30 protein-coding genes are annotated in these 25,081 nt (G+C 60.0%); 18 read left to right on the top strand and 12 right to left on the bottom strand.

The annotated features are described in order from the left end of the window. The first annotated feature begins 45 nt into the window (after nucleotides 1–45). A complete protein-coding gene (gene cobF / locus BFP95_RS21040; RefSeq protein WP_065910643.1) occupies nucleotides 46–801 on the top strand; it encodes a precorrin-6A synthase (deacetylating) in 756 nt (251 codons plus the stop codon). A gap of 11 nt (nucleotides 802–812) precedes the next feature. After that, nucleotides 813–1,541: an alpha/beta hydrolase gene (locus tag BFP95_RS21035; protein ID WP_065876181.1), complete on the top strand. Its 729-nt coding sequence runs from the start codon at nucleotides 813–815 to the stop codon at nucleotides 1,539–1,541. Between the two features lie 60 nt (nucleotides 1,542–1,601). On the opposite strand, the gene BFP95_RS21030 is transcribed toward BFP95_RS21035, so the two are convergent. Beyond that, on the bottom strand, nucleotides 1,602–2,156 hold the full coding sequence (locus tag BFP95_RS21030) for a hypothetical protein (protein WP_065876180.1): 555 nt from the start codon (nucleotides 2,154–2,156) through the stop codon (nucleotides 1,602–1,604). 72 nt (nucleotides 2,157–2,228) lie between these two features. Beyond that, nucleotides 2,229–4,037 (bottom strand): monovalent cation:proton antiporter-2 (CPA2) family protein, encoded by a 1,809-nt coding sequence (locus tag BFP95_RS21025; protein WP_065889427.1) that lies wholly within the window; start codon nucleotides 4,035–4,037, stop codon nucleotides 2,229–2,231. Between the two features lie 246 nt (nucleotides 4,038–4,283). On the opposite strand from BFP95_RS21025, the gene BFP95_RS21020 reads away from it, so the two are divergent. Both BFP95_RS21020 and BFP95_RS21015 read left to right on the top strand, forming a co-directional pair. After that, on the top strand, nucleotides 4,284–4,649 hold the full coding sequence (locus tag BFP95_RS21020; RefSeq protein WP_065910642.1) for a type II toxin-antitoxin system RelE/ParE family toxin: 366 nt from the start codon (nucleotides 4,284–4,286) through the stop codon (nucleotides 4,647–4,649). Then, entirely contained in the window at nucleotides 4,642–4,947 is a 306-nt protein-coding gene (locus BFP95_RS21015) for an XRE family transcriptional regulator (RefSeq protein ID WP_049708781.1), read from the top strand. Before BFP95_RS21020 ends, BFP95_RS21015 begins: the two co-directional genes overlap by 8 nt. 48 nt (nucleotides 4,948–4,995) lie before the next feature. Here BFP95_RS21015 and BFP95_RS21010 read toward each other — a convergent pair whose 3' ends face one another. Then, nucleotides 4,996–5,898 carry an EamA family transporter gene (locus BFP95_RS21010; protein WP_065910641.1) on the bottom strand — a complete coding sequence of 301 codons (903 nt, stop codon included), beginning with the start codon at nucleotides 5,896–5,898 and terminating at the stop codon, nucleotides 4,996–4,998. A 206-nt stretch (nucleotides 5,899–6,104) separates the two neighbouring features. Here BFP95_RS21010 and BFP95_RS21005 point away from each other — a divergent pair, with 206 nt between their 5' ends. The 3 genes from BFP95_RS21005 (at nucleotide 6,105) to BFP95_RS20995 (ending at nucleotide 9,920) form a co-directional block, all read left to right on the top strand. Continuing rightward, the gene (locus BFP95_RS21005) at nucleotides 6,105–6,902 is read left to right on the top strand and encodes an AraC family transcriptional regulator (RefSeq protein ID WP_065876177.1); all 798 of its coding nucleotides are present in this window, start codon (nucleotides 6,105–6,107) and stop codon (nucleotides 6,900–6,902) included. Between the two features lie 103 nt (nucleotides 6,903–7,005). Next, nucleotides 7,006–8,559: a DUF726 domain-containing protein gene (locus BFP95_RS21000; protein ID WP_065876176.1), complete on the top strand. Its 1,554-nt coding sequence runs from the start codon at nucleotides 7,006–7,008 to the stop codon at nucleotides 8,557–8,559. A 41-nt stretch (nucleotides 8,560–8,600) separates the two neighbouring features. Then, a complete protein-coding gene (locus BFP95_RS20995; protein WP_065889435.1) occupies nucleotides 8,601–9,920 on the top strand; it encodes an Nramp family divalent metal transporter in 1,320 nt (439 codons plus the stop codon). A gap of 27 nt (nucleotides 9,921–9,947) precedes the next feature. Here BFP95_RS20995 and BFP95_RS20990 read toward each other — a convergent pair whose 3' ends face one another. The 3 genes from BFP95_RS20990 to BFP95_RS20980 form a co-directional block, all read right to left on the bottom strand. Further along, entirely contained in the window at nucleotides 9,948–10,325 is a 378-nt protein-coding gene (locus BFP95_RS20990) for a type II toxin-antitoxin system VapC family toxin (RefSeq protein WP_065889436.1), read from the bottom strand. After that, nucleotides 10,322–10,681 carry a type II toxin-antitoxin system Phd/YefM family antitoxin gene (locus BFP95_RS20985; protein WP_175403072.1) on the bottom strand — a complete coding sequence of 120 codons (360 nt, stop codon included), beginning with the start codon at nucleotides 10,679–10,681 and terminating at the stop codon, nucleotides 10,322–10,324. The genes BFP95_RS20990 and BFP95_RS20985 overlap by 4 nt, the downstream gene beginning before the upstream one ends. A gap of 140 nt (nucleotides 10,682–10,821) precedes the next feature. After that, a complete protein-coding gene (locus BFP95_RS20980) occupies nucleotides 10,822–11,754 on the bottom strand; it encodes a LysR family transcriptional regulator (protein ID WP_065876173.1) in 933 nt (310 codons plus the stop codon). A 116-nt stretch (nucleotides 11,755–11,870) separates the two neighbouring features. On the opposite strand from BFP95_RS20980, the gene BFP95_RS20975 reads away from it, so the two are divergent. From BFP95_RS20975 to BFP95_RS29120, 3 genes are all read left to right on the top strand, one after another. Next, entirely contained in the window at nucleotides 11,871–12,359 is a 489-nt protein-coding gene (locus BFP95_RS20975) for a DMT family transporter (RefSeq protein ID WP_065876172.1), read from the top strand. 4 nt (nucleotides 12,360–12,363) lie between these two features. Continuing rightward, the gene (locus BFP95_RS20970; protein WP_065876171.1) at nucleotides 12,364–12,816 is read left to right on the top strand and encodes a DMT family transporter; all 453 of its coding nucleotides are present in this window, start codon (nucleotides 12,364–12,366) and stop codon (nucleotides 12,814–12,816) included. A gap of 89 nt (nucleotides 12,817–12,905) precedes the next feature. Continuing rightward, on the top strand, nucleotides 12,906–13,076 hold the full coding sequence (locus tag BFP95_RS29120; protein ID WP_082224326.1) for a metallothionein: 171 nt from the start codon (nucleotides 12,906–12,908) through the stop codon (nucleotides 13,074–13,076). Between the two features lie 118 nt (nucleotides 13,077–13,194). Here BFP95_RS29120 and BFP95_RS20965 read toward each other — a convergent pair whose 3' ends face one another. After that, entirely contained in the window at nucleotides 13,195–13,467 is a 273-nt protein-coding gene (locus tag BFP95_RS20965; protein ID WP_065876170.1) for a hypothetical protein, read from the bottom strand. A gap of 16 nt (nucleotides 13,468–13,483) precedes the next feature. Next, nucleotides 13,484–13,726 carry a DUF6555 family protein gene (locus tag BFP95_RS20960; RefSeq protein WP_049708769.1) on the bottom strand — a complete coding sequence of 81 codons (243 nt, stop codon included), beginning with the start codon at nucleotides 13,724–13,726 and terminating at the stop codon, nucleotides 13,484–13,486. Between the two features lie 116 nt (nucleotides 13,727–13,842). Between BFP95_RS20960 and BFP95_RS20955 the strand changes: the two genes are divergently transcribed. From BFP95_RS20955 to BFP95_RS20950, 3 genes are all read left to right on the top strand, one after another. Beyond that, nucleotides 13,843–14,607, top strand: a complete 765-nt coding sequence (locus BFP95_RS20955; RefSeq protein WP_065876169.1) for an AraC family transcriptional regulator — start codon at nucleotides 13,843–13,845, stop codon at nucleotides 14,605–14,607. Between the two features lie 89 nt (nucleotides 14,608–14,696). Beyond that, the gene (locus tag BFP95_RS29115; protein ID WP_082224325.1) at nucleotides 14,697–14,870 is read left to right on the top strand and encodes a DUF1427 family protein; all 174 of its coding nucleotides are present in this window, start codon (nucleotides 14,697–14,699) and stop codon (nucleotides 14,868–14,870) included. Nucleotides 14,871–14,901: 31 nt separating this feature from the next. Further along, complete coding sequence (locus BFP95_RS20950; RefSeq protein WP_065881369.1) at nucleotides 14,902–15,861, top strand: quinone oxidoreductase family protein; 960 nt, start codon at nucleotides 14,902–14,904, stop codon at nucleotides 15,859–15,861. 16 nt (nucleotides 15,862–15,877) lie between these two features. Here BFP95_RS20950 and BFP95_RS20945 read toward each other — a convergent pair whose 3' ends face one another. From BFP95_RS20945 to BFP95_RS20935, 3 genes are all read right to left on the bottom strand, one after another. Then, nucleotides 15,878–16,906 carry a purine-nucleoside phosphorylase gene (locus tag BFP95_RS20945; protein ID WP_065876167.1) on the bottom strand — a complete coding sequence of 343 codons (1,029 nt, stop codon included), beginning with the start codon at nucleotides 16,904–16,906 and terminating at the stop codon, nucleotides 15,878–15,880. 14 nt (nucleotides 16,907–16,920) lie between these two features. After that, entirely contained in the window at nucleotides 16,921–17,883 is a 963-nt protein-coding gene (locus BFP95_RS20940; protein WP_065876166.1) for a nucleoside-specific channel-forming protein Tsx, read from the bottom strand. A gap of 155 nt (nucleotides 17,884–18,038) precedes the next feature. After that, nucleotides 18,039–18,977, bottom strand: a complete 939-nt coding sequence (locus BFP95_RS20935; protein WP_065876165.1) for an AraC family transcriptional regulator — start codon at nucleotides 18,975–18,977, stop codon at nucleotides 18,039–18,041. Nucleotides 18,978–19,187: 210 nt separating this feature from the next. Here BFP95_RS20935 and BFP95_RS20930 point away from each other — a divergent pair, with 210 nt between their 5' ends. Both BFP95_RS20930 and BFP95_RS20925 read left to right on the top strand, forming a co-directional pair. Then, nucleotides 19,188–20,498 (top strand): ABC transporter substrate-binding protein, encoded by a 1,311-nt coding sequence (locus BFP95_RS20930; protein WP_065876164.1) that lies wholly within the window; start codon nucleotides 19,188–19,190, stop codon nucleotides 20,496–20,498. A gap of 18 nt (nucleotides 20,499–20,516) precedes the next feature. Next, a complete protein-coding gene (locus tag BFP95_RS20925) occupies nucleotides 20,517–21,290 on the top strand; it encodes an L-iditol 2-dehydrogenase (protein WP_065910640.1) in 774 nt (257 codons plus the stop codon). Nucleotides 21,291–21,435: 145 nt separating this feature from the next. On the opposite strand, the gene BFP95_RS20920 is transcribed toward BFP95_RS20925, so the two are convergent. Then, the gene (locus BFP95_RS20920; protein ID WP_065881366.1) at nucleotides 21,436–22,128 is read right to left on the bottom strand and encodes an NUDIX hydrolase; all 693 of its coding nucleotides are present in this window, start codon (nucleotides 22,126–22,128) and stop codon (nucleotides 21,436–21,438) included. Between the two features lie 146 nt (nucleotides 22,129–22,274). Between BFP95_RS20920 and BFP95_RS20915 the strand changes: the two genes are divergently transcribed. The 3 genes from BFP95_RS20915 to nadE are packed head-to-tail and all read left to right on the top strand — an operon-like array spanning nucleotide 22,275 to nucleotide 24,962. Beyond that, nucleotides 22,275–22,922, top strand: a complete 648-nt coding sequence (locus BFP95_RS20915) for a nicotinamidase (RefSeq protein ID WP_065910639.1) — start codon at nucleotides 22,275–22,277, stop codon at nucleotides 22,920–22,922. Between the two features lie 11 nt (nucleotides 22,923–22,933). Beyond that, nucleotides 22,934–24,151 carry a nicotinate phosphoribosyltransferase gene (pncB, locus tag BFP95_RS20910; RefSeq protein WP_065881362.1) on the top strand — a complete coding sequence of 406 codons (1,218 nt, stop codon included), beginning with the start codon at nucleotides 22,934–22,936 and terminating at the stop codon, nucleotides 24,149–24,151. Between the two features lies 1 nt (nucleotide 24,152). Beyond that, nucleotides 24,153–24,962, top strand: a complete 810-nt coding sequence (gene nadE, locus BFP95_RS20905; RefSeq protein ID WP_065910638.1) for an ammonia-dependent NAD(+) synthetase — start codon at nucleotides 24,153–24,155, stop codon at nucleotides 24,960–24,962. The last annotated feature ends 119 nt before the right edge of the window (nucleotides 24,963–25,081 follow it).

Genomic DNA, 25,081 nt, shown 5'->3' with positions numbered 1-25,081 from the left:
GCGCCTGAACATGGCAAAATCCACGCCCCGCACTGAGAGCTACCCATGAAACGCATCCTGATCATCGGCATTGGCGCCGGCAACCCTGACTACATCACGATGCAGGCCGTGAAAGCGCTCAACCGCACCGACGTGTTTTTCCTGATGGACAAGGGCCAGAGCAAAGACAAGTTGATCGACCTGCGCCGCGAGATCTGCGAGACCTATATCACCGAGCCTGGCTACCGCTTCGCCGAGGCCGATTGCCCCGAGCGTGTGCGCGGCGATATCGACTACACCACCGCCGTGCAGGACCTCAACCGCGACAAGCAGCAGACTTTCGAGCGCATGATCAATGAGGAAATGGCCGACGGTGAAGTGGGCGCTTTCCTGGCGTGGGGCGATCCTGCGCTGTACGACAGCACCATCCGCATTCTGCAGGCGATTTTGGCCAGTGGCCGCTGCACCTTTGAGTTCGACGTCATCCCCGGTATCACCAGCGTGCAGGCCCTGGCCGCCCAGCACAAAGTGCCGTTGAACCGCATCGGCAAGTCGGTTGAGATCACCACCGGGCGCCGTCTGGCGGCGGGGCAGGCGAGTGATGCCGACACCCTGGTGGTCATGCTTGACGCCGAAGATTCCTACCGTAGCGTGGCCGATCAGGACCTGGACATCTACTGGGGCGCCTACCTCGGCACGCCGGATGAGATCCTGATCAGCGGCAAGGTGAGTGAGGTGGCCGAAGAAATCCAACGGGTGCGCAAGGCCGCGCGCCTGGAGAATGGCTGGATCATGGACACTTATCTGCTACGCAAACCCTGAGGTAACGTCCCATGCTTAAACTGTTTGCCCTGGCGCTGACCCTGCTAGCCGGTGCCGCTCATGCCGACGATACGCTGCACACCGACTTGCCGCTGTCGTACCTGGAGCAAACCCAGGGCGATGCGCGCAACCAACCGCTGGTGATTTTCCTGCATGGCTTTGGCAGCAACGAGGAAGACCTGTTTGGCATCAAGGACGCGCTGCCGTCCACGTGGACTTATTTGTCGGTTCGGGCGCCCATGCCGGTCGATCCGAATGGATTCCGCTGGTTTACCAAGACGCCGGGTGACGGCGATTACGATGGTGTCACGGCCGATCTTCAGCGCAGTGCGGGGCTGATCAAGGACTTCGTCGCCAAAGCCACCGCCAAGTACCACACCCGGAGCGATCGGGTGTTCCTGATTGGTTTCAGCCAGGGCGCGATCATGTCGTATGAGGTGGCGTTGCGTGACCCGCAGCTGGTGCGGGGGATTGCGGCGTTGAGTGGCAGCGTGTTGCCGGTGCTCAAGGCTGAGCTGAAACCGGATGAATCATTGGGCAAGCTGGCGATCTTTATTGGTCACGGCACCTTGGACCAGGCGCTGCCGTATGCATCGGCGACCCGGGCAAACGAGGTGCTGACGGGGCTGGGGTTGAAGCCGGAGTTTCATGGGTATCCGGGGATGAACCACACCGTCAGTGAGGCGGAAGTGCAGGACTTGAAGATTTGGCTGGAAAAAAGCCTGAGGCAAACGCCGTAAAAAATGTGGGAGCTGGCTTGCCTGCTCCCCCATTGGTTTTGTGTTGCTTGGGAGATCGGGTTACTTACCGCCTGTAATCTGCTTCACCAACGCCGCATGCCCCTTGGCATCATCCGCCCGCGAAATCGCCTGGATCACCAGCAAATGATTGCCCGAACCGCCGAGGAACGTGGATTGCAACGTCTTGCCGCCACCCTGGGTGGCGGTGCTGTCCACTTGGCGCAGGCCCAGGCCCTTTAAGTTCAGCTTCTTCTCGCTCTGCTTCTTGAAGTCAGGCAGCGCTGCGCTCTGGTCCTTGACGAAGCCGGCCACGGCGCCATCGAGGAACTGCGCGTCGTTATCCCCGATGGTTACTCCATCGTTACGCACGGTTTCGGCGACGATCACCACACTTTTCGTGGTTTGGTTGGCGTACATCGTGCCTTGGGTATCGGCGGTGCCATCATCCGCCTTGCCAGCCGGCAAGGTGTCGGCAGCGTAGGCCTTGGGCAGGTTGAAGGTGAACTTGCCGCCCAGGGTAGAGATGGTTTGCGTAGTTGGCTTGGAGGCGGCGAAGACACTGCCGGCAGTAAGCGCGAGGACCAGCAGGGCGGCGGTCTTGGTGAAAGTGGCCATGAAGCGCTCCAGGGATGAACGAAATTGCGGCATATTCTGTCAGAATTTTCGCAAGATCGTTCACCGATAGCCTCACACCTTGTCGGACTCTTCCTCGAGTCGGTCCATCTCAAACAGCCGCGCCAACTCCGTCCGCGCTTCTTGAGCGGTCTGCATCACTTTCGCTGCATCGTCGTACACCGCGTGTTGCGCCGCCAGCACTTGCAGGTCGTGGTTCTTGAAGCGCGTGATGCGCGCATCGGCCTGAGCCTGGCTCAAGCCCAGGCCGACCAGGGTGCGACGGCTCATTTCCAGGCTGGAGTAGAAGGTCTCGCGAATCGGTGAGGCGTCCAAGTCCACCAGGCGGTGCACGTGCTGGCGGTTACGCGCACGGGCGATGATCTTCATGTGCGGGTAGAGGTTGCGCACCAGTTCGGCAGTCTTGATGTTGATCTCCGGGTCATCCATGGCGATCACAAAGAACTCTGCCTGGTCGACCTTGGCCGCGTGCAGGATCTCCGGGCGTTGCGGGTCACCGTAGAACACCGGCATGCCACCGAAGCTGCGGGTCAGTTCGATGGTCTCCACCGAGGTGTCCAGGGCGATAAACGAGATGTTCTGCGCACGCAGGATCCGCGCCACTATTTGGCCCATACGGCCCATGCCGGCAATCACCACGCGCGGTGCATCGCTCTCGATGGCGCGGTATTCCTCCGGCACTTCCACCGGTTTGACCTTGGGCTTGAACAGCTTCGGGCACACCAGCAACAGCAGCGGCGTCACGGCCATGGAGAGGGTGATGGTCAGCACCAGCACATCATAGAGATGAGGTTCGAACAGGCCCTGGTCGCGACCGATCTTGAACACGACAAAAGCAAACTCACCCCCGGCCGCCAGCACCACGCCCAGGCGCAGGGCGCTTTCGCGATTGAGGTCGCCCACCCGTCGGCCCACGGCGTACAGCAGCGGCAGCTTCAAGCCGATCAGCAGCAGCGTCAGCCCGATCACCACCCATGGCGAGCTGAGCAACAGGCTGAGGTTCGCGCCCATGCCCACGCTGATGAAGAACAGGCCCAGCAGCAGGCCCTTGAACGGTTCGATCTGGGATTCCAGTTCGTGACGGTACTCCGAATCCGCCAGCAGCAAGCCAGCGAGAAACGCGCCGAGGGCCATGGACACGCCCACCAGTTCCATCAACCAGGCTGTACCGATCACCACCAGCAACGCCGTGGCGGTGGACACTTCGCGCAGACCGGTCTTGGCGACGATGCGAAACACCGGCCGCAGCAGGTAGCGACCGCCGATGATGACCACGGCGATGCTGCCGAGGATCTGCAAGACATGCTGCAGGCCCTGGGCTTCGGTGGTGGGGTGATCGCTGCCGGCCAACAGCGGCACCATGGCGATCAGCGGGATTGCAGCGATGTCCTGGAACAACAGAATCGCAAACGCGAGGCGACCGTGTGGTTGGTTCAGCTCTTTGCGCTCGGCAAGGCTTTGCAGGCCGAACGCGGTGGACGAAAGCGCCAGGCCCAGGCCGAGCACAATGGCACTGTTCCACGACTGGCCAAACAGCCACAGGGCCACCACGCCCATCACCAGGCCGGTGAGCAGCACCTGGGCCAGGCCAACGCCAAACACGGCCTTGCGCATTACCCACAAACGCTTGGGTGACAGCTCCAGGCCGATGATGAACAGCAGCAGTACCACGCCCAGTTCAGAGAATTGCGCGACGCTTTGCGGGTTGCCGATCAGGCCGAGCACCGACGGCCCGATGATCACGCCGGCAAACAGGTAGCCCAGCACCGCGCCCAGTTGCAGGCGTTTGGCCAGGGGCACGGTCAGCACGGCGGCGAGCAGGAATACCACGGCTGCTTGTAACAGGTTGCCTTCATGGGGCATTGCGAACTCCAGAATCTTTAAAGCCAATCAACAGGCGGGTATTAGAGCGCTTTTTACATGTCGAAAATTGTGTTTTTGCAGCGCGTGAGGCTGCATTGGGCGCTTTTCCTGCGGTAGATCGATGGTTTTGCCGGCTGGTCGGAAGGATGTACAAACAATTTCCCGGTGTGGGCGGGTGGCAGCTCATCCAATTCATCTACTAGGTTTTATGCTCTTGAGTTTATATTCCTTGGGTGGCATATTTGCATGGACTGGGACATTGAATACACGGATGAATTCGGAGCTTGGTGGGAAGCGTTGGGCGCAAAGGAGCAAGTCTCGGTGTCTGCCAGCGTTGATCTATTGGGGCTATTCGGGCCGGGTTTGCGCTTCCCCCACAGCAGCGATATCAAGGGCTGCCGGCACGGTAACCTGCGGGAACTGCGCATACAGCACGCGGGTAGGCCTTATCAGGTCTTGTACGCGTTCGATCCGCGACGATGCGCGTTATTGCTGATCGGCGGTGATAAAACCGGGCAACACCGATGGTATGAGGAACACGTCCCAGTGGCAGAAAAGCTGTACGACGTGCATTTGGATACATTGCGTAAAGAGGGCCGTACCCATGGCTAAAAAATTCGCTGAACTTCAAGCCCGCATGACGCCGGAATCCCGTGCCGAAGCGCAGCAGTTGTTCAAGCAGCATCTCAAGGAAATGCCCCTGCACGAGCTGCGCAAGGCTCAGCAGTTGAGCCAGGAAAGCCTGGCCAAAGCATTGAATATCAACCAGGCGGCGGTTTCCAAGATGGAGCGTCGCACCGACATGTACATCAGCACGTTACGCGACTATATCCGCGCGATGGGCGGCGAACTGGAGATTATTGCGACGTTTCCCGATGGCCAGGTCAAGATCGACAATTTCGCGTATTGAGTGCCATGCGGAAGCCTGGCCAGGTGCTGGGCTTGTCTGCTGCCGTTGTTACTTATCAGCCTGCATCACGGCGTGAGGCCCGACCGGCGCCAGGCTCACCGGCCTGCGGTATAACCCCACCGCCAACCCGACGATGATGGTCCCGATCGAGATCAGGTTGGGCGTGGAAATGCGCTCGTCCAGCATCAGCATCGAGCTGGTAATGCCAAACACCGGGATTAGCAACGACAGCGGCGCTACGGTGGACACCGGGTACAACTTGAGTAGGGAGTTCCAGCCCCAGTAGGCGAAGTGCGTGGCCAGGTACACCTGGAAGAGGATGGACAGGATCGCCGTCAGGTCGAGGTTGGCTTGCAAACCCTCGAACGCAGCGCCGCCATGCATCAGCCAGGCGGTGAGGAACAGTGGAATCGGTGGGATCAGGCTGGCCCACACCATGAACGAGAAGATCTCCTTGACCCCGGATTTCTTGATGATCACGTTGCCCACGCTCCAGGCTACTGCGCTGAGTACGATCAGCATGACGCCGAGCACCGCATGGTTGCCGTCCTGGGTGGAAATGATTCCCGCCAAACCGATCAGGGCCAGCACGGCACCGAGCATCTGCGCGCCGCGGATTCTCTCCTTGAACAGCACAACGCCCCAGCCCAGGGTGAAGAACACGCTGAGTTGAATGATCAACGATGCAATACCGGGGCTCACACCCACCTGGATGCCGTAGTTGATCACGCCCCACATGCCCAGCCCGAAAATAATGCCGTAGGCGGTCACATAGCTGAACTTGACGGCAGGGCGCTTGATGAAGAACACCAGCGGCAAGGCGGCAAGGGCAAAGCGGATGCCGGTGAGGACAAACGGATCGATAGCGCGCAGGCCCAGTTTGGTGATGGGAAAGTTGACCCCCCATACCAGGGTGACGAGCACCGCAAGCGACAGATGTTTTTTCAGCATGGACCCTCCTTGGGTCAGGCGGCACAGCGCGATTGCGATGTGTCGCCGGAAATTCAGTTCAAGGCGAACCGTTGCGGGCTGGGAGTTTTTGACACTCATTTTCCGGAAACCCCTTCGATATCAGCCCAACATGGGGAGCAATGATTCTAGGTTGCAGCGTTATGGCCCGCTTGCTATGCCAGGTCATATTTTGACAAAATCGGGCCATGTCGCCGACTTTCACCTATACCCCTTACACACCGGATAGTCCCGAAGCGGTGGTGACGCTGCGCGAGTACCCGTCCGGTACCGTGTTTCCACGCCACACTCACCGGCGCGGGCAGTTCGCCTACGCCTCGGCAGGCGCATTGAAAATGTTCACTGACCTGGGCAGTTGGGTGGTTCCGCCGCAGCGGGCGATCTGGGTGCCGGGCGGGGTGTCCCACGAGATGCACATGCGCGGCGACGTGGTGATGCTCAATACCTACCTGGACGACGACGCGGTACGGCGCACGGGGTTGTTGGACCATTGCCAGGTATTTGGCGTATCGCCGCTGTTGCGCCACCTTTTGGAAGCGGCGCTGGCGATTGGGCCGTCGGCGTCTCCCGGCGTTCGCGACCGGTGCGTGCTGACCCTGTTGGTCGATGAAATCGGCGCCATGCCCGAGTTGCCCCTTAGCGCGCCGTTGCCTTCCGAAGCCCGGCTGGCCCGCTCCTGTCAGCGCTTCCTCGAAGCGCCCACACAGAGAATCTCCATCTGCGAGATGGCCGATTGGTCGAGCATGAGCCGGCGCACCTTTACCCGAAACTTTCGCGAGTGCACCGGCATGACCTTTGTGTCGTGGCGCCAGCAGGTGTGCTTGCTGGAGGCTACTGCGCGACTCAGTCACGGCTCGTCCATCACCGAGGTGGCGTTCGAGTTGGGTTTCAGCAGTCCCAGCGCATTCACGTCGGTATTTCGTCGTAACTTGGGCGATTCGCCAGCGCGCTACCTGGCCAAGTCCAAGGCCGCTTCCATGTTCTGAAAGGAGGAGGGCGCCAACGTCGTGCCTTTTCCCCCAGCGGTACGGCATTGAGCCTCACCCTTTGTTACTATCGCCGTCCCTTTTCACCAGGAGTCACCGCCCCATGCAGCACCAGTGGGATGAAATGCACCGCACCCGCAAACCCACGTTCGTACTGTGTGGCGAGCCTCAGGGCGATGTGCTCAATCTCTACGTTCACGGTTATTCGGCGTTCTTCAACCGGCAACAATTGGGCAGCTTCAAGGCGCAGTTGGCGGGCATCGAAGGCTCGACCAACCTGATGCTGTTCTGGCCGGCGGGGCATTTTCTGGAAAACTTGTTCGCTCCCTTCAAGGATGTACTGGGCGCGATGCTCAGCGGCGGCAACCTGGGCGCGGCGACTGTGGGGGTGGGCAAGGCGATTGCTTATTTCCTCGATCACTACAAAAGCGTCGAGTCCCGGGTGGACGAAGTCGCCAGGAGCCTGTTACCGGAACTCGCCAGCTACTTGCACGGTGAGTCCCTTGAAGTACGGCGTATCAACCTGATCGGCCATTCCCTGGGTGCGCGCATTCTGGTCAAGAGCCTGTTGGCCAGCCCTGAAACTGCCCGCGAACTGCCATTGGACAACCTGTTGTTGATGGGCGGCGCGATCTGTACGTCGAGCCCGTGGGATGAAGTCTCGGCACCGCTCAAGGGGCGTGTGATCAACTGCCATTCCAGCAAAGACTGGGCCCTGGCGATGAAACCGGATACCGAACGTTGCATCGGCCGCTATGCGATCCCGGTCACGCCAGCGCTCAAGGCCAAGGTTACCAATGTGCACCTGGCGACGTTCGACCACGCCGCCTATTGGCCGCAGTTGCGGACGGTGGTGCAGTACACCGACCTGTTGCACGAGCGACGCGGCATGATCCGTTCCGATCAACGCAGCACTGAGGTACGTTTTGCCGAAGAGGACGCGGAACTGTTCCCGGCGCTGGTGCAGGCACGGCCGGAAGAATTGAAGTTCCTTGCTGAGTTGATGGCGCAAAAGCGCAGCGCTTCAATCGACGCCAGCGTGCGCGAGCCACTCAAATTGGCCATCGAGTTGCAACGCATGGGCGGTGATACTTTTATGAACCTGGCCCGCGGCCATGGCGTGAGTTACCGCCAGATCGCCGAAGATGTGGTGCAGCGGTTGGGGATCAAGTTTGACGAACCTCTCGATACCGTCGAATTGGCAGACCTGGAAGCCCAGGTTGCGGAAAAGCTCATCGAACAATACAAAGACAAACTCAGTAACGCTGACCGGCAGGTGTTCGACGCGGAGCTCAAGGCGGCCGCGCAAAAGGAGCAGGGGCTGTTCAGCCGTTTCGATGTTGGCCGATCAGCCACCACTGCGTTGAGTGGTACGGCGTTGGCCGGGCTGACCGGGTTTATCCTGCGCCGTGGTGCCGCCACAGCGATTCCGGTGGTGGGTCAGGCTGTGGCAGCGGCGATGCTGCTGGTGAGCGGTGTACGCGCGTTTTCCGGCCCTGCGTATTCGATCACCACCCTGGCAGTACTGGTGATTGGGTTGATCCGCCAGCGCATGGAGCGCGAAGCGATGAGCCAGGAGATGGACCTGGTGGTGCAAGTTGTCGAAGCGTTCGATCTGCCGCGGGAGACGGTGATGCGCACGGTTGCGTCTGACTGATAAGCTGCGTCTCTATCGAGTGTGTTTGCCTGGGATACCGCGTGAAATTCAGCCTGCCAAAAATCGCTACCGCCCCGTTTTGCCCGCCGGAAGTGGCCGGCTCCGTCGCCGTTGATCCCAAGGCTTCGTTCTTCAAGCGCGTGTTGATGTTCGCCGGGCCAGGCCTGCTGATCTCTATCGGCTACATGGACCCAGGCAACTGGGCCACGGCCATCGAGGCCGGCTCGCGTTACGGTTACAGCCTGCTATTCGTCGTGCTGCTGGCCAGCCTGGCAGGGATGGCGGTGCAATGCCTGTGCTCGCGCTTGGGCATCGCCACCGGCAAGGACCTCGCGCAACTGTGCCGTGAACGCTATAGCAAGCGATCCGCCCGCACCCAGTGGGTGTTGGCAGAAATCTCCATCATCGCCACCGACCTTGCCGAAGTGCTGGGCTGCGCCTTGGCGTTTCACCTGCTGCTTGGCGTGTCGCTGACCACCGGCATTGTGATTACCGCTTTTGACACATTGTTGATCCTGGCGCTGCAAAACCGGGGTTTCCGCCGCCTGGAAGCGATCATGCTGGCGTTGGTGGCGACCATTGGCGTGTGTTTCTTTATTGAACTGGTACTGATCAAGCCTTACTGGCCGGACGTGTTCAGTGGTTTTACGCCTTCACTGTCGGCCATCAGCGATGCCGCGCCGTTGTACCTGGCGATTGGTATTCTCGGTGCCACGGTGATGCCGCATAACCTTTACCTGCATAGCTCCATCGTGCAAACCCGCATGATCGGCAAGGACCTCGCCAGCAAACAGGACGCGGTCAAGCTGGCGCGCATCGACACCATCGGTTCGTTGGCCCTGGCCCTGCTGGTCAACGCTGCGATCCTGGTACTCGCCGCTGCCGCCTTCCACAAGACCGGCCACACCGACGTAGTCGAGATCCAGGACGCCTACCACCTGCTTGACCCGCTGGTCGGTGGCGCTTTTGCCAGCATCCTGTTTGGTGTGGCCCTGCTGGCTTCCGGTCAAAGCTCTACGTTTACCGGTACCATTGCCGGGCAGGTGATCATGGAGGGCTACCTCAACTTGCGCATTCCTTGCTGGCAGCGGCGCCTTATCACTCGTGGGCTGGCGCTGATCCCGGCGTTTCTCGGGGTATGGCTGATGGGCGACGATGCCATCGGCAAGCTCTTGATCCTCAGCCAGGTGGTACTCAGCCTGCAACTGCCGTTTGCGCTGTATCCGCTGATTCGCATGACCGGCGATAAGCAACTGATGGGGCCGTTCGTGAATCGGCTGCCGACACGGTTGCTGGCGTGGTTCCTGTTTGCGGTGATCAGTGGGGCGAATGCGTGGTTGATTGCGCAGTGGGTGTTTTGATTGGCGCTGTGCAGCCATTGCGAATCTCTACACCAGGATCGCCAACGTCGTGTACTGGGCGACCTGGGGGGCGGCCGTCAATAACTTCATCGGTTCGCTCACGGCCGTCGCAACGATGAGCCGATCAAAGGGGTCCTTGTGATGGTGCTCGAGATCCTTCACCGCAATGGTATGTTCTGAAGTGATGGGCAGTTCGACGAACCCGCTTTCCAGGCAGTACCAACGGATTTCCTCCAGATCGACAGTGAGTTTCCCTAACCCGACCTTGATTGCCATCTCCCAGAATGTTGCAGCGCTGATGTAAATATCTGCAGCATCCTCAATCAGCTTTTTGGCTTTGCTCGATAGCTTGGGATCATCAGTCAGTGTCCAAAGCAGGATATGGGTATCGAGCAGCACTCTCACGCTGGGTTGCCTTCGAAAGCATCCAGTAGATCGTCAGGTAACGGTGCGTCGAAGTCTTCGGGTATGACGAATTTCCCTTTCATGGCCCCGATTCTCCGGCCTTTGGCTTTGCCCACGGGGACAAGCTGGGCCATCGCACGCCCATGCTTGGCAATCGTGATGACTTTGCCAGCAGCGGCCTGATCAACCAGTTTTGACAGATTGTTTTTCGCTTCGCCCAAAGGAACAATAATCATGTGGTTATCCCCATATTTTGGCCACATATAGCCAAAACTAGGTGCGCTATCAGAGACAGCGCGACCGCTGGCTGAAGCGACTCGCTCAGAGCGCGATTTTTTGTTGTAAATGACGTCCATGGCAGGTCTCCAAAAAGATGTCAGCGAAGTCTGCCGCAGCGCGTCTAGCAGAGAAATGCTGGCCCGAAAAATCAGAACGGACCTACTTTTTCCAGTAAGAAAACTTCCTGCGTAGGCACGCTCCTCACGCGCTGTATCGCTCACCGATCCCAATATGGCACGACCCCAAAACACTCCACGAAGTAATCAATCACTGTGCGCACCTTCAGTGACATGCGTCGGCTCCCTGGCCACAGTGCCGCGATCTGCTGCGGTTCCAAGGTGGTAGCCACTTCGTATTCCGTGAGCACCGTCTGCAAAGTGCCGGCACGCAGGCCTTCGCCGATCAACCAGGAAGGAAACACCACCAGCCCGAGGCCTTGCTCGGCAGCGTGGCTTAGGGTGTCGGCGTGGTTGCCGGTGATCGGGCCCTTGACGCTATAAGGCGTCCAGTCGCCTTGGCCTCTGCGGAAGAACCAGCGTTGTTGTCCGGTGATGCCCTTGTAGGCCAGGCACTGGTGGTTGATCAGTTCGTCGGGATGTTGGGGAGTCCCGTGCCTGGCCAGGTAGGCCGGGCTTGCGGCGATGCGAAAGCGTTGGGGCGCGAAGATGCGCGCCTGCATGCTGGAGTCGTTGAGCACACCAATGCGGAACAGCAGGTCAGTGCCGTCTTGCAGCGGGTCGACGAACGTATCGGTTTGCTGGATATCCAGTTGCAGTTTCGGATAGCGCCGGCATAACTCGCCCAGCCACGGTGACAGGTGACGCTGGCCGAATACCATGGGTGCATTGATGCGCACCAGGCCGCTGGGTTCGCTTTCCTGCTCTTGCAGGGCTTGGCTTGCAGCTTCCAACTGCTCCAGCACCAGGCGTGCATGCCGCCCGAGCAGGCGCCCGGCTTCGGTAGGGCTGACCGCCCGGGTGTGGCGGTACAGCAACTGTTGCCCCAACGCCTGTTCCATCAGCTGTATTTGCCGGGAAATAGACGAAGGCGCCAGGCCCTCACGCCGCGCCACTTCGGAAAAGCTGCCGAGGTCCAGTACCGCGACGAAGAGGCGCAGCGCCTTGAAACTCAGTTCATTCAAACCGTGCATCCTGCCTCCAGGCTGTGCGCTGTACGCAAAGGTGTTGTTGGCATACTCCCATTTATCGCACAGGACGGCCACTGGATAATGCGCGCCATGTTTCCCTTTTGAAGCGCAGGTGATGTATGCAGGCAAGTTCTATCGAGGGTGTGGCGCAGGCCACGCCGAAAAAAAACGTTCTACGGTTGCTGTTGTTGCCCCTGGTGATCCTGGCGGGCATGGGCCTGTCGGTAGAGGCAGGTTTGCTCGGACCACTGGGTGTGCAGGTGGGGCATTTGTGGGCAACGTTGAGCATCTTTGGCGTGGGTTCGGCGATTCTGTTTTTGCTGCTGCTGTTCAGTGGCCCGCAAAAGGGGCCGGCGCTGACCGACTTGCCACGCTGGCAGTTGATTGGAGGCTTCCTGGGGCCTATGTACGTCGTCGTACTCACCCTGGCTACGCCGCACATTGGTATCGCCATGACCATGATCGCGATTCTGTCCGGGCAAGTGGGCAAGAGTGTGCTGATCGACCATTTCGGCTGGTTCGGCACCGCGCGCAAACGCGTCAATGGCGAGCGCTGGATAGCGTTGGCGTTGATTGTGGCGGCACTTGTTCTGATTGCGCGAGGATAAGACGATGAACCTGATTGTGTTATTGGTGCTGGTGATTGCCGCCGGAGCGGTGTTGAGTGTGCAGGCTGCCATCAACGGGCGTCTGGGCCAGGCGGTCGGTGTATTGCGCAGTAGCTTGCTGACCTTCGCGGTGGGTGCCCTGACGACCGCGCTGTTGATTTTCTTCTTCGAACCGGCCCAGGCCGTGAGCTTGCTGGACGTGCCGAAATGGCAATTGACCGGCGCGTTGTTCGGCGTGGTGTACATGATGGTGATGGTCGGCGCGGTGCCCATCGTCGGAACGGCCGTCGCGACGGTGGCGGTGATCGTTGGGCAATTGGGCATGGGCATGCTCATCGATAACTTCGGCTGGCTGGGCAACCCGGCCATCGAGTTATCGGGCAGCCGGATTGTGGCGATGGCCTGCCTGGCTCTGGCCCTGGTGTTCATGTACCGCAGCAATACCCGCACCGACTGATGGTTTGAACCATCGCTGGCGGCTGGCAGTCACTGCTTTAGGTGCTGGCAGTCGCCAGACCGCGACGACCATGAAAAAGGAGTCTGACCATGCCAGATAAGACCTGTGCCTGCCCGCACTGCAAGTGCGTATTGGGCGTTGACGCGGTAATGAAAGACGGTAAGGGCTATTGCTGCCAGGGATGTGCCGAGCACCATGCGCATGGTGAACCGTGTGCGGCTGCTACGGGCTGTGAGTGCGCCAAATCAACCCATGGCTGAACTCGGTCGAAACTGTGGGAGCGGGCTTGCTCGCGAAGGCTGTGTCAGCCAACAAATTTGCTGACTGACACAGCCTTCGCGAGCAAGCCCGCTCCCACATTGGTCTGCTTTGTTGCGGCTACTGGGTTTCCAGTTCAAGCCTGAGGCTATGGTCGGACAGGCGCTGCCTGCCTTTGACTACACCGCTCGTGCGTCGCCCCTCCAACGCAAAAACCACCGTCTGCGCCGAGTGCAAGTCATCCGGCAACGGCTGGAATATCTTCAGCACCATCCGGCCGGGTTGGCGCTGTAGGCTCACTTGGCACTCGACATGCTTGGCCATCGGCCCGAATAGCGTGTCCTGGGTGTAGTCAATGCGTGCTTTGCCACGAACCGGTACAGGTAAAACCATGGTTATCGCTCCTTGATCAAGCCTGGGCGCGCGCGTCCGAGCGGCGCCATTGCACATTAGTGATGCCGTACTTCTCGGCCTGCTCCTGGCTGGTCTTCTTGACGTGCTCGCGCGCGAAACGGCCGATACGCCCAATGCCCGCGTCACAACTCGCCCAGTGCCAGGCCTCCAGGGTATCGAGCTTTTCCAGGCGGATGATGAAGGACTTGGGTTCACCGTGCAGGATGTAGTCGATCACAAACAATTTTGCATTATTCATTGGCCCATTAACCCTCCGTGTATAACCAAGTGATCTCTACTGGCCGCAAAAATTCATTCGGATTGTCGAGCGGTGGTCATTACCATGGTGGCTCACCCTTGATAGATGTGCCCCCCATGGCCCTGGCCGCGCCGCCCGACCTCAGTGATCACGCCGTTCCCGTGCAGCCCCTGGCGCGCACCTATCCGCGTGGGTTGTATGTTGAACCCCATAGCCACGATTGGGGCCAATTGCTTTACGCCATGAGCGGCGTGATGTGGGTCGAGACGCCGCGCGAAGCCTTGGTCGTGCCGCCGCAGCGTGCGGTATGGCTGCCACCGGGGGTGGAGCATGGGATTCGCGTGGTCTCGGATTTGCAGATGCGCAATATCTACCTGCGACCGGCGCTAGCGGCCACGCTGGACAGTCAGGTGCAGGTGATCGAGGTCGGTGGGTTGCTGCGTGAGTTGATCGTCACGCTGGTGGAGGAGGGCGATAGCGGCGATGCGGCGTATTACGACGCCGTGGTCAACCTGGCCTTGCTGGAGCTGCAACGGGCGCGACGCTCGCAGATCCGCATCGCCATGCCGGTGGAGGCAGACCGTCGGCTGATCAACGCCTGCCAGGCGGTTATGGCCGCGCCCTCCCTGGAGATTTCTTTCGAGCAGCATGCGCAAACGGCCGGAGCCAGCGTGCGCACCTTGTCACGCCTATTCCAGAACCACTTGGGTATGGGCTTCGCCGAATGGCGGCGTCAGGTGCAGTTGGCTACGGCGGTGGCGGAATTGATCCAGGGTCAGCCAGTCAGTGCTATCGCACGCTCCCTCGGCTATTCGCCCAGCAGTTTCAGCGATATGTTCCGGCGTGAACTTGGCGTGGCACCCTCGCAGTACGTCGGTTGAAGATTTGGCCGAAAGCCTGAAGCACTTGGCCGATGCTTCAGGAATGTGCTCTCTACACTGAGCGCATCCACTCATAAGGCACCGTCCCCATGAACTACCTGATTTCTCTCGCCATCGGCCTGTTTGTCGGCGTGATCTATGGCGCCCTGGATTTCCGCTCGCCTGCGCCGCCGGCCATTGCCCTGGTCGGCCTGATGGGCATGCTGCTCGGCGAAAAACTCTGGCCCATGGGCCGACAGCTGGTGGGCGCTTGGTTGTCTTGATCTGTTTTTTTCACTTCGATGGATATCGGCTATGAAAGCACTGCAATTTTCCGCCACCGGCGACCTCGCCGCCCTCAGCTTCGTCGACGTCGCCACCCCGGTGCCGGCTGCCAATGAAGTGTTGGTACAGATCAAGGCCGCCGGCCTCAACCCCAGTGACGTCAAAAATGTGCTTGGTCGCTTCCCCTACACCACGCTGCCGCGCATTCCCGGCCGTGATTTCGCCGGTGTTGTGGTGCAAGGCCCGCAGGAACTGCTCGGCCAGGAAGTCTGGGGCACTGGTCGCGACCTCGGTTTTTTTGCTGACGGTTCCCACGCTCAATACCTCACCGTGTCGGCCAAGGGCGTGGCGCAAAAGCCTGGCCATTTGAGCTTCGCCCAGGCTGCCAGCCTTGGCGTGCCGTATACCACCGCCTGGGACGCCCTGGAGCGCAGTGGTGTGACCAAGGGCACACGCTTGCTGGTCATCGGCGCCAATGGCGCCGTGGGCAGCGCGACCCTGGCCCTGGCGAAAGTTCGTGGCGCCCAGGTGCTGGCCGCTGTGCGTCGGCCGGAGCAAGTCCACGTGTTGCAGATGCAGGGCGTTGAGGCGATTGCCTTGGGTCAACCGGAGGCATTGGGTGCGCAGGTCAATGCGGTGTTCAAGGGCGGCGCCGATGTGATCTTCGACACCACCGGTTTCTGGCTACCGCCAGCCGTGGCAGGCCTGGCGCCGTTCGGTCGCATCGCGATCATCGCGGCACCGGTGGATGGCCATGTACAACTGCCGGCCCTGGCCCTGTACCGCAAGGGCGGCTCGGTGGTGGGGATCAATTCGTTGCTCTACAACTGCGAGCAGTGCGCGGTGATGCTGAGGCAGTTCGGGCGCTTTTTTGATGAAGGCTTGCTGCCGCTGCCCACCGGCCTGCGTGAAGTGGCGCTGGCTGATGGGTTGCAGTGCTACGAGGACGTGAACCAAGGCAGTGCGGACAAAATCATCTTCCTGCCCTGACACGGTTTGATCTTTACTAGGCTTCGGGAACACCTTTTTCCCAGGCTGACCAGTTCTTGAGGATTGCCTGTACCAGCGGGTTGCCCGTGCGATACAGGTTCTCCAGCGCTGGCACGAACCCACCCTGATCCGCGTATTTCAGCAGGTTGTCCACTTCGCTGTAGCCAGGATAGGGGCGGTCGAAGTCTGAACCTGCACGCACCACCGCCAAGCGCTGGATATCCACCAACCCCTCACGGCTTGCACGCAACAGCGCTTCATAGGTGGAGTTGTCTTCCTGCTGGGTAGTGCAGTACTCACCTTTGTTGTCCGTCAGCAACTTGGTCCAGACTTCCGCACGTTCGCTCAGGCGCGTGCCGGAAAACCACGTATTACCCGCCAAGGTGTCGCAGCGGGTGACCTGTGGTGGCTGGTTGGCCGGGGCGGCAGGGTAGTGTTTGCGCCAGGCGCTGGACGCTTTGCTTTCAGTCAGTTCAACCGTGTGCGACAAGGCAAACGCCTTGGCCTGCAACTTGGGGTTCAGCTCGAACACTTCGGTCTTGTAGTCCAGCGGTGGTTTCTCGTTGGGCCCCTTGGTGTTGATGCCAATGTAGCCGGTCGGCCAATCCTTGGGTGCGTCCCGCGAATCCAGCTCCCACTGAGTGCCGAACTCCACCAGGTAGTGTGCCCAGGCGGTGGTGCCGATGGTGCCATGCTTGGGGCTGATGCCGGCGATCCCGGCGATCAGGAAATAGCTCTGGCGCAAGTCGAACTTGGGAGACAAGGCCAGGGCCAGCGTGGACGCGGCGGCATTGGTCTGACCCATGCCGGTCACCAGCAGGCACACATCCTGGGTGTTGCAGCGGATCACCGGGTATTCGGCGGACAGCCCCGGTACGCGCACTTCCTGCTTGAGTTCCAGGCGATCGATCCAGGTTTGTGCCTCGGGGGCGAACATGGTGATCAGCATCACTTTGGGTTTGATCGGCGTCGGCGTGTCAGCCATTGCCACGTGAGGCAGTATGGCCAGGCCCGCGGCGATTGAAAATCGAGTCAGCGTATTCATCTAATGCTCCTTTATCAGAATTGGTAGCCGACGCCGGCGTAATAGCCCCAGCCATCGGAACGGGCGCGGAAGTTGCCCTCGCCGAAATTCAACTCACTGCCGTCTTCCCAGTTGCCGCCGTTATGAAAGTAACGGCCAACCAGGGTGAAACGCAGGTGGGTGAACGAGTACAGCAGCACGTTGGTGGCCACCAGGGAATTGGCGGTGCGCGCCGGATTGTCCTTGTGCAGGTCTGAGCCGAAATCGTAGTTGGTGAAGCCGATATAGGTCAGTGAGGCGCCGTTGTCGAACTTGCTGATGGGCACGATGTACTTCATTTGCGCGCGGTAACCGTCCCACGAGTATTCATTGCTGGCGCCGTAGTTCTCCCACTGGTAACGCCCGTAGAAGTTGGCCGACAGGTTCACCCGCGAGTGGGTGTCGATGTCAGTGCCCAGGCCGCTGTACAGCGTGTTCGCGCGGTTTTCCTTACGGCTGCCGTGGTCGTAGATCCAGTCAAACGCCACATACCATTCCTTGAACGGCCCGATGGCCAGGCTGCGGCCTGCCAGGTAGTCGATGGAAATACGCGGCTCGTGCTCCATGAATACCGGCGAGCCGTGGTCCCACACGCCCTTGTCATTGCTGTTACCGATGGTGAGGATCTTCGGCACATCGATGTATCCGTACAGCTCGAATGGCCCTTTGCGGCCGAAATACTCGTATTCCAGGTAGACATCATCCTGTGGCTTGGGGCCGAAGCTGATGTCTTTGCTGCCGATCAATGTCAGGTCCTGGTTGAACCAGTCCGACAGGTACGGGCTATTTTTTGCCGGGCTGGCTTCAGGGCTCTTGGTTTTTGGGCTTAGGGTTTCGCCCTGTGCTGAGTCATCCACTGGTTTTTCCTGCGCCAAAATGGGCACGCTGAGTACTCCCGTAACGGCGGCCAGTAGCAAGGAAACACCAAAGGGAGCAGGACGCCTTGAGGTGGGTTGCATTGAAAATCCCTATTCGTACGCGGTTTGAACCCGATTCCTCGGGTGAGGAAGAACTTGGCTGGCAAGTTCGTTCCGCAAACGTTTGCACAGGCTGTACCAACTTTGCTCAATCAATTGATCAGCCTGAAAAAAACCGGGATTAGTCAACCTTTTGGTCAGAATTGACGGGGTGTCATTTTTTCGATTCGGTTAAACAAATGCATCGCGGTTTCCCTTCGATAGTCACTCGGCGTCTGGTCCATCTCGATACGAAAGTGCCGGTTGAAGTTCGACAGGTTGGCGTAGCCCACTTCAAAGCAGATGTCCGCCACCGACATATCGCTTTGCAGCAACAACCGGCAGGCGCGCTGCACGCGGAATTTACGCATCAAGTCGATAAAACCATGGCCGGTGTTGCGCTTGAAGAAGCGCGAGAAGCCCGGTTCGCTCATTTCCAGCTGCTGCGCGATCACCGAAAGGCGCACATCGCCGGTGAGCTCGCGCATCAAATAGTCGAATGCCTTGTTGATGCGTTCGGCGCTGCGGGCGTCCAGGGTCGGCGCGTAGCAGGGGCTTGCCAGGGCCTTGACCTGCGGTGTCGGGGCGTTTTTCAGGCAGTCCAGCAGTTGCAGGAATAGGATCAACCGTTGCAGGCCATGGGCGCGCCCGATGTCTTCCATTAAACGCGCGGCCTGCAGCGCCGTCTCGCCCGTGAATTCGAGGCCGCGTCGGGCGTGCTCGAACAACGGCTGCAAGTCGCCGAGTTCAGGCAGGGTCTTGCGCAGGGCGAGGAGGGCGGCGCCGTCGAATTGCAAAACCACATCGCGACCGGCCAGGTACTCACCCGGGGCCAGTTCGCCGATCCAGTCGTGGGGCAGGTCGGGGCCGATCAAGGCGACGTGCCCGGCACTGAACGCACCGATGTAGTCGCCGGCGACCAGTTTGCCGCTGCCTTGGCGGATCAGGTGGATTTCAAATTCGGGGTGGTGGTTCCAGCGCGCCAAATCATAGGGGTAGTCGTGTTCGAACCAACGGAAGCAGTGGTCCGGTTCGGGCAGGATCACTTCCAGCTCGGCGGGGCGGTGCTCGAACAGCTTGGCGCGGCTGGCAGGCATGGGAGGCTTCTTGTGATTCTTGGATCGATCCAAAATACGCGCCTCGGTCGTGGGAGCGCTACCCCCGGTTTCGCTTGGCACTGATACTTTTTTAACGTCGAGCCCAAGGTTAAAAAAGTACCAGTCAAGCATTCGTCACGCGTTTGTGGAGGGCTTGGACGAGCTGCTGTAATTGGCCCTCAACAACAAAAACAACAGGTAGAAACCGCTATGTTCAAGCTCCCGCAAGCGTTGTTCCTGCTGTCAGGCCTGGCGCTGGCCATCCCCAGCTATGCCGTCGACACCGTCACCATCGCTACGGTCAACAACAGCGACATGATCCGCATGCAGCGCCTGTCCAAGGTGTTCGAAGCACAGCATCCGGATATCAAGCTCAACTGGGTCGTGCTGGAGGAAAATGTGCTGCGCCAGCGCCTCACCACCGATATCGCCACCCAGGGCGGGCAGTTCGACGTGCTCACCATCGGCACCTACGAAACTCCATTGTGGGGCGCCAAGCACTGGCTGGAACCGCTGACCCAACTGCCGGCCGACTACGACGCCGATGATATCTTCCCCTCGGTGCGCCAGGGCCTGTCGGTCAACAACACCCTCTACGCCTTGCCGTTCTACGGCGAAAGCACTGTGACCTACTACCGCACCGACCTGTTCCAGCAAGCCGGCCTGAGCATGCCCACGCACCCGACCTGGACCCAGCTCGGCGAGTTCGCCGCCAAGCTCACCGCCAAGGACAAAGGCCAGTACGGCATGTGCCTGCGTGGCAAGGCTGGCTGGGGCGAGAACATCGCCTTGCTGAGCACCATGGCCAACGCCTTTGGCGCACGCTGGTTCGACGAGCAATGGAAGCCCGAGCTGACCAGCCCCGAGTGGACAGCGGCCGCCAACTTCTACGTCAACACCCTCAAGCAATACGGCCCGCCGGGCGTCTCCAGCAACGGCTTCAACGAGACCCTGGCGCTGTTCAACAGTGGCAAATGTGCGATCTGGGTCGATGCCAGCGTGGCCGGTTCCTTCACCACCGATAAAACTCAAAGCAAGGTCGCCGACAGCGTAGGTTTCGCTGCCGCACCTACCGAAGTCACGGATAAAGGTTCCTCGTGGCTCTACGCCTGGTCCCTGGCCATCCCGGCTACCTCAACGCACAAGGACGCCGCAAAGGCCTTTATCACGTGGGCCACCTCCAGGGACTACATCCAACTGGTCGCTGACAAAGAAGGCATCACCAACGTACCGCCAGGCACCCGCCAGTCCACCTACAGCGAGGCGTATTTGAAAGCCGCACCGTTTGCCCAAGTAACTTTGGAAATGATGAAACACGCTGACCCCGCGCATCCGTCGGCAAAACCGGTGCCTTATGTGGGCATCCAGTATGTGACCATTCCCGAGTTCCAGGCCATCGGCACATCGGTCGGCAAGTTGTTCTCGGCGGCGCTGACCGGCGGTATGTCGGTTGACCAGGCCTTGCACCAAGCGCAGTCCACTACCGAGCGCGAGATGAAACGCGCCGGCTATCCGAAGTAATTTCTACAGGACATTTTCATGAAACGTCTCGAAGGTAAAAGCGCGCTGATCACCGGATCGGCGCGCGGAATCGGCCGTGCGTTTGCCCAGGCCTACATCGCTGAAGGTGCTAAGGTCGCCATCGCCGACATCAACCTGCAACAAGCCCGGGTCACGGCTGCCGAGTTGGGCCCACAGGCTTACGCGGTAGAGATGGATGTCACCGACCAAGCCTCCATCGATGATGCAATTGCCGCCGTGGTGGCCGAGGCCGGCAAGCTGGATATTCTGGTCAACAACGCCGCGCTGTTCGATTTGGCGCCCATCGTCGACATCACCCGCGAGAGCTTCGAACGGCTGTTCTCGATCAACGTCGCCGGCACACTCTTCACTCTGCAGGCCGCCGCGCGGCAGATGATCAGCCAGGGCCACGGCGGCAAGATCGTCAACATGGCCAGCCAGGCCGGGCGCCGGGGCGAGCCACTGGTGGCGATCTACTGCGCGACCAAGGCCGCGGTGATCAGCCTGACGCAATCGGCAGGGTTGAACCTGATCAAGCAAGGGATCAACGTCAACGCCATTGCACCGGGTGTGGTGGAGGGTGAGCATTGGGACGGGGTGGATGCGCTCTTCGCCAAGCATGAAGGGCTGGCGCCAGGCGAGAAAAAGAAGCGGGTAGGGGATGAGGTGCCGTTTGGGCGGATGGGCACGGCGGAGGATTTGACGGGAATGGCGGTTTTCCTGGCTTCCAAAGACGCTGACTATGTTGTGGCGCAAACGTACAACGTGGATGGCGGCAACTGGATGAACTAAAGCCTGTTCAGACAAAAGGAGATCCAATGTGGGAGCTGGCTTGCCTGCGATAGCGATGGGTCAGGCAATAAGGTTATAGCTGACAGACCGTCATCGCAGGCAAGCCAGCTCCCACCTTGGAATCTCATTGTTCTCGAAAGAGGTGCTACTCGGCAAAACTGCGATCAAAGAAGTAAACCTCCCCAGGCTTCAGATTCTTCAGCGTCGCCTGGGGCCGGCCGCCTTCACCATTCTTCTTGCGGCCCGTCTCGCATAAATACCCTGCCTCAGTCAGCTTCAACAAACGCTGGCGAATACTGGTCTTCAACACCGGCCGCGCGAGCACCAGGGAAAAGATCGTGGTCGCTTCGGGCGCGCTGAATTCATCGCCCAAGAACATCAACGGCAAGCTGCTGTACAGCGACTTGGAGAACAAGCGTTCCTGCACGGCGGCCACGATGCTGTTGTGATCGAACGGCAGCTTGATGCTGCCATCGGCCACCGTGGCCAGCGAAAACCAGCCTTGATGCTCACCCAGCGTCACTTCATCCGCGACAATCGCCAAGTAGTAAGTGGACGACGACCAGCACCGCGGATCACGAAACGCATCCCCCACCGTGCCCACTTGCTCGCTCCAGGCTAGCTCCAGGCCGACCTTGTCGCTTGAACGCAAACGCTCCACCGCATCCTGGAGGCTCAGATCTTGCACGCCGCCATTCACCACCACGCCGGGTAATGCCCAGTGCCCAGCGAACGGTTCGGCTTCGCGCTTGTTCAGCAGCAGCTTCAATTGGCCGGAGGCGCGGCAGTAAAACAGCACACACAGGTCGACGGTATGGAGGTAGGCGCTCAGTGTCATGTGACGTCCTTCTAAACAGCGGTGGGGCACAGTCTAACGAATCGAACAGATATGTCATGTACTGGCGCCAAGATAGATAAATAAATGTTTCTTGCAATGAAAGTACATGACATGTACTTTTGTTTCCAGGCCACAGGAGAGCTGCCATGACCCTCGCGAAAACTGCCATTGCTTCATTCGACGTCGACGCCCAGAAGAGCTTCACGCCGCTGTGCCCCGATGAGTTACCGGTGGCCGGCGGCGACCAGATCGGTGCCGAGCTCAACTTCATGGCGAGCCTCGCCGGCCACCGTGTCGGCAGCAAGGACGCCCACACCCCGCACGCGCCCTGGGTGGTCACCCAGCACAGCGAGATGCTGCGGCCCACCGGCCTGGCCCATGCCGATGTGACGTGGGTGAGCCACTGCGTTCCCGGCACCGAAGGCTTTACCTTGCTCGACGAGCTGCCCACCCCGTATGACTACGATTACTTCATCTGGAAAGGCGTCGAACCCGACCTGCACCCCTACGGCGCCTGCTACCACGACCTGCACGACAAGCTGTCCACCGGCGTGATCGAGTACCTGAACGCCAGAGGCGTCAGGCGTGTGATCGTCGGCGGCCTGGCCTTGGACTACTGCGTCAAGACCACCGCGTTGCAACTGCTCAAGGCCGGCCTGGAAGTGGTCCTGCACCTGCCGGCGTGCCGGGGTATTACCGAGGAGGGCGGCGTACAGGCCGTCAATGCGTTGCTCGAAGCCGGTGCCGTCATCAGCAGCACCCGCGAAGAACTGGCCGCGATGGCCGCGCGTTAAGGAGACACACCATGGAAAGTGCATACGACTACGAATCCCCGGTGATCCAGGGTTTGCTCGACACCGACTACTACACCTTCACCATGATGCAGGCGGTGTTGCACCAGCACCCCAATGTCGATGTGGAATACAACTTCATCGTCCGGTCCAAGGAAAAGCTCGGCCACTTGATCCCGCAACTGCGCGACGAGCTGGAGAAGCTCGCCGGCCTGCAGATGCGTGAGGGCGAGCTGCGCTTCTTGTTCAACCCGCGTTTTCGTGAGTACCTCACGCCGGATTACGAGCGCTTTCTCGGCCTGTTCCGCTTCAACCTGCGTTATATCCACGTCAGTGAGGTCGACGGCCAACTCAACATCCGCGTGGTCGGCCCGATGCTGCATTGCATCATGTTCGAGCAACCGGTACTGGCGCTGGTCAGCGAGCTGCGCAACCGCGATAAATACCCCGACGTGACCCTGGAAGACATCACCCGTAAGCTCTACCAGAAGTTCGACTGGCTGGAGAAAAACCTCAGCCGCGACGAGTTGGCCGACTTGCGCGTCTCCGATTTTTCCACCCGCCGGCGCCTGTCGTTCAAGGCCCAGCGCGAAGTGGTCGACATCATGCGCCGCGACTTCCCCGGCCAGTTCGTCGGCACCAGCAACGCGCACCTGGCCTACGAATTCGACCTGCCGCTGATCGGCACCATGGCCCACCAGTGGATGATGGTGCACCAGCAACTGGGCCGGCTGCGCGAAAGCCAGAACGCCGGCCTGGAAAACTGGGTGCGTGAATACCGCGGCCGCTTGGGTATTGCCTTGACCGACACCATCAGCACCGACTTTTTCCTCAAGGATTTTGACCTGTACTTCGCCAAACTGTATGACGGGCTGCGCCAGGACTCCGGCGACCCCATCGTCTGGGCCGACAAAGTCCTGGCCCGCTACAAGCAACTGGGCATCGACCCGATGACCAAGGACCTGATGTTTTCCGATGGCCTGAACTTCGAAAAATGCTTGCCGATATTGCGCCACGTGCGCGGCAAGGCCAAGTTCGGTTTCGGCATGGGCACCAGCCTGGCCTGCGATGTGGAAGGCGTCGAACCGCTGAGCATCGTGATGAAACTGGTGCGGGTGCACGGTGAGCCGGTGGTGAAGTTCTCGGATGACCCGATCAAGAATGTCTGCGAAGACCCCTCGTTTTTGCAGTACGCGGCAAAGGTGTTCAATGTCGGCAGCGTGGAGGTGTGACATGCAAAATCGTATCGCGCAGGAACTGAATATCAATCGGCAACTGGTCAAGGGCGGTGAAGCCAAGGAAATTCAACGGCGCATCGACTTCATCAAGACCACCTTGCGCAGCTCCGGCTGCAAGGCCCTGGTGCTGGGCATCAGTGGCGGCGTCGATTCCCTCACCGCCGGCCGCCTGTGCCAACTGGCAGTCGAGCAGTTGCGGGCCGAGGGCTACGTCTCACGCTTTGTCGCCATGCGCCTGCCCTATAAAACTCAGGCAGACGAAAGCGACGCCCAGGCCTCCCTGGATTTCATCACCCCGGACCACACCGAAACGCTGAACATCGCCGCCAGTGTCGACGGCCTGATGGCCAGCCTGACCGCTACCGAAGCCAACGCCAGCCAAGTTGACTTCATCAAAGGCAACGTCAAGGCGCGCACACGGATGATTGCCCAGTACGCTGTAGCCAATCTGCACAACGGCCTGGTGGTCGGCACCGACCACGGCGCCGAAGCACTGATGGGTTTTTTCACCAAATTCGGCGACGGTGCTTGTGATCTGGCACCGCTGTCGGGCCTGACCAAAACCCAAGTGCGCTTACTGGCCAGCGCCCTCGGCGCGCCGGACAACCTGGTGCATAAACATCCCACCGCCGATCTCGAAGAGCTGGCGCCGGGCAAACTGGATGAACACGCCTACGGCTGCACGTATGCAGAGATCGATGCCTACCTGATGGGCGAACCGGTGAGTGAGCACGTGAGGTCGATTGTCGAGGGGGCGTACAGCAAGACAGCACACAAACGCTCGCTGCCTATCACCCCCGCGTGATCGTTCCCCAAACGACTAAGATCCACCGTGGGCGCTGGCGTGCCTGGGATAGCGGTGGGTCAGCGAACAGTCATGCTTCCTACCGGTGAAAATCGCTCCCCAGCCGTCCGCGGGAACTG

This window comes from Pseudomonas sp. 58 R 12 (assembly GCF_900005865.1).
Lineage (GTDB): Bacteria > Pseudomonadota > Gammaproteobacteria > Pseudomonadales > Pseudomonadaceae > Aquipseudomonas > Aquipseudomonas tritici.
Note: the sequence above shows the minus strand (reverse complement) of the source record. Positions and strands in the feature narration are given on the sequence as shown.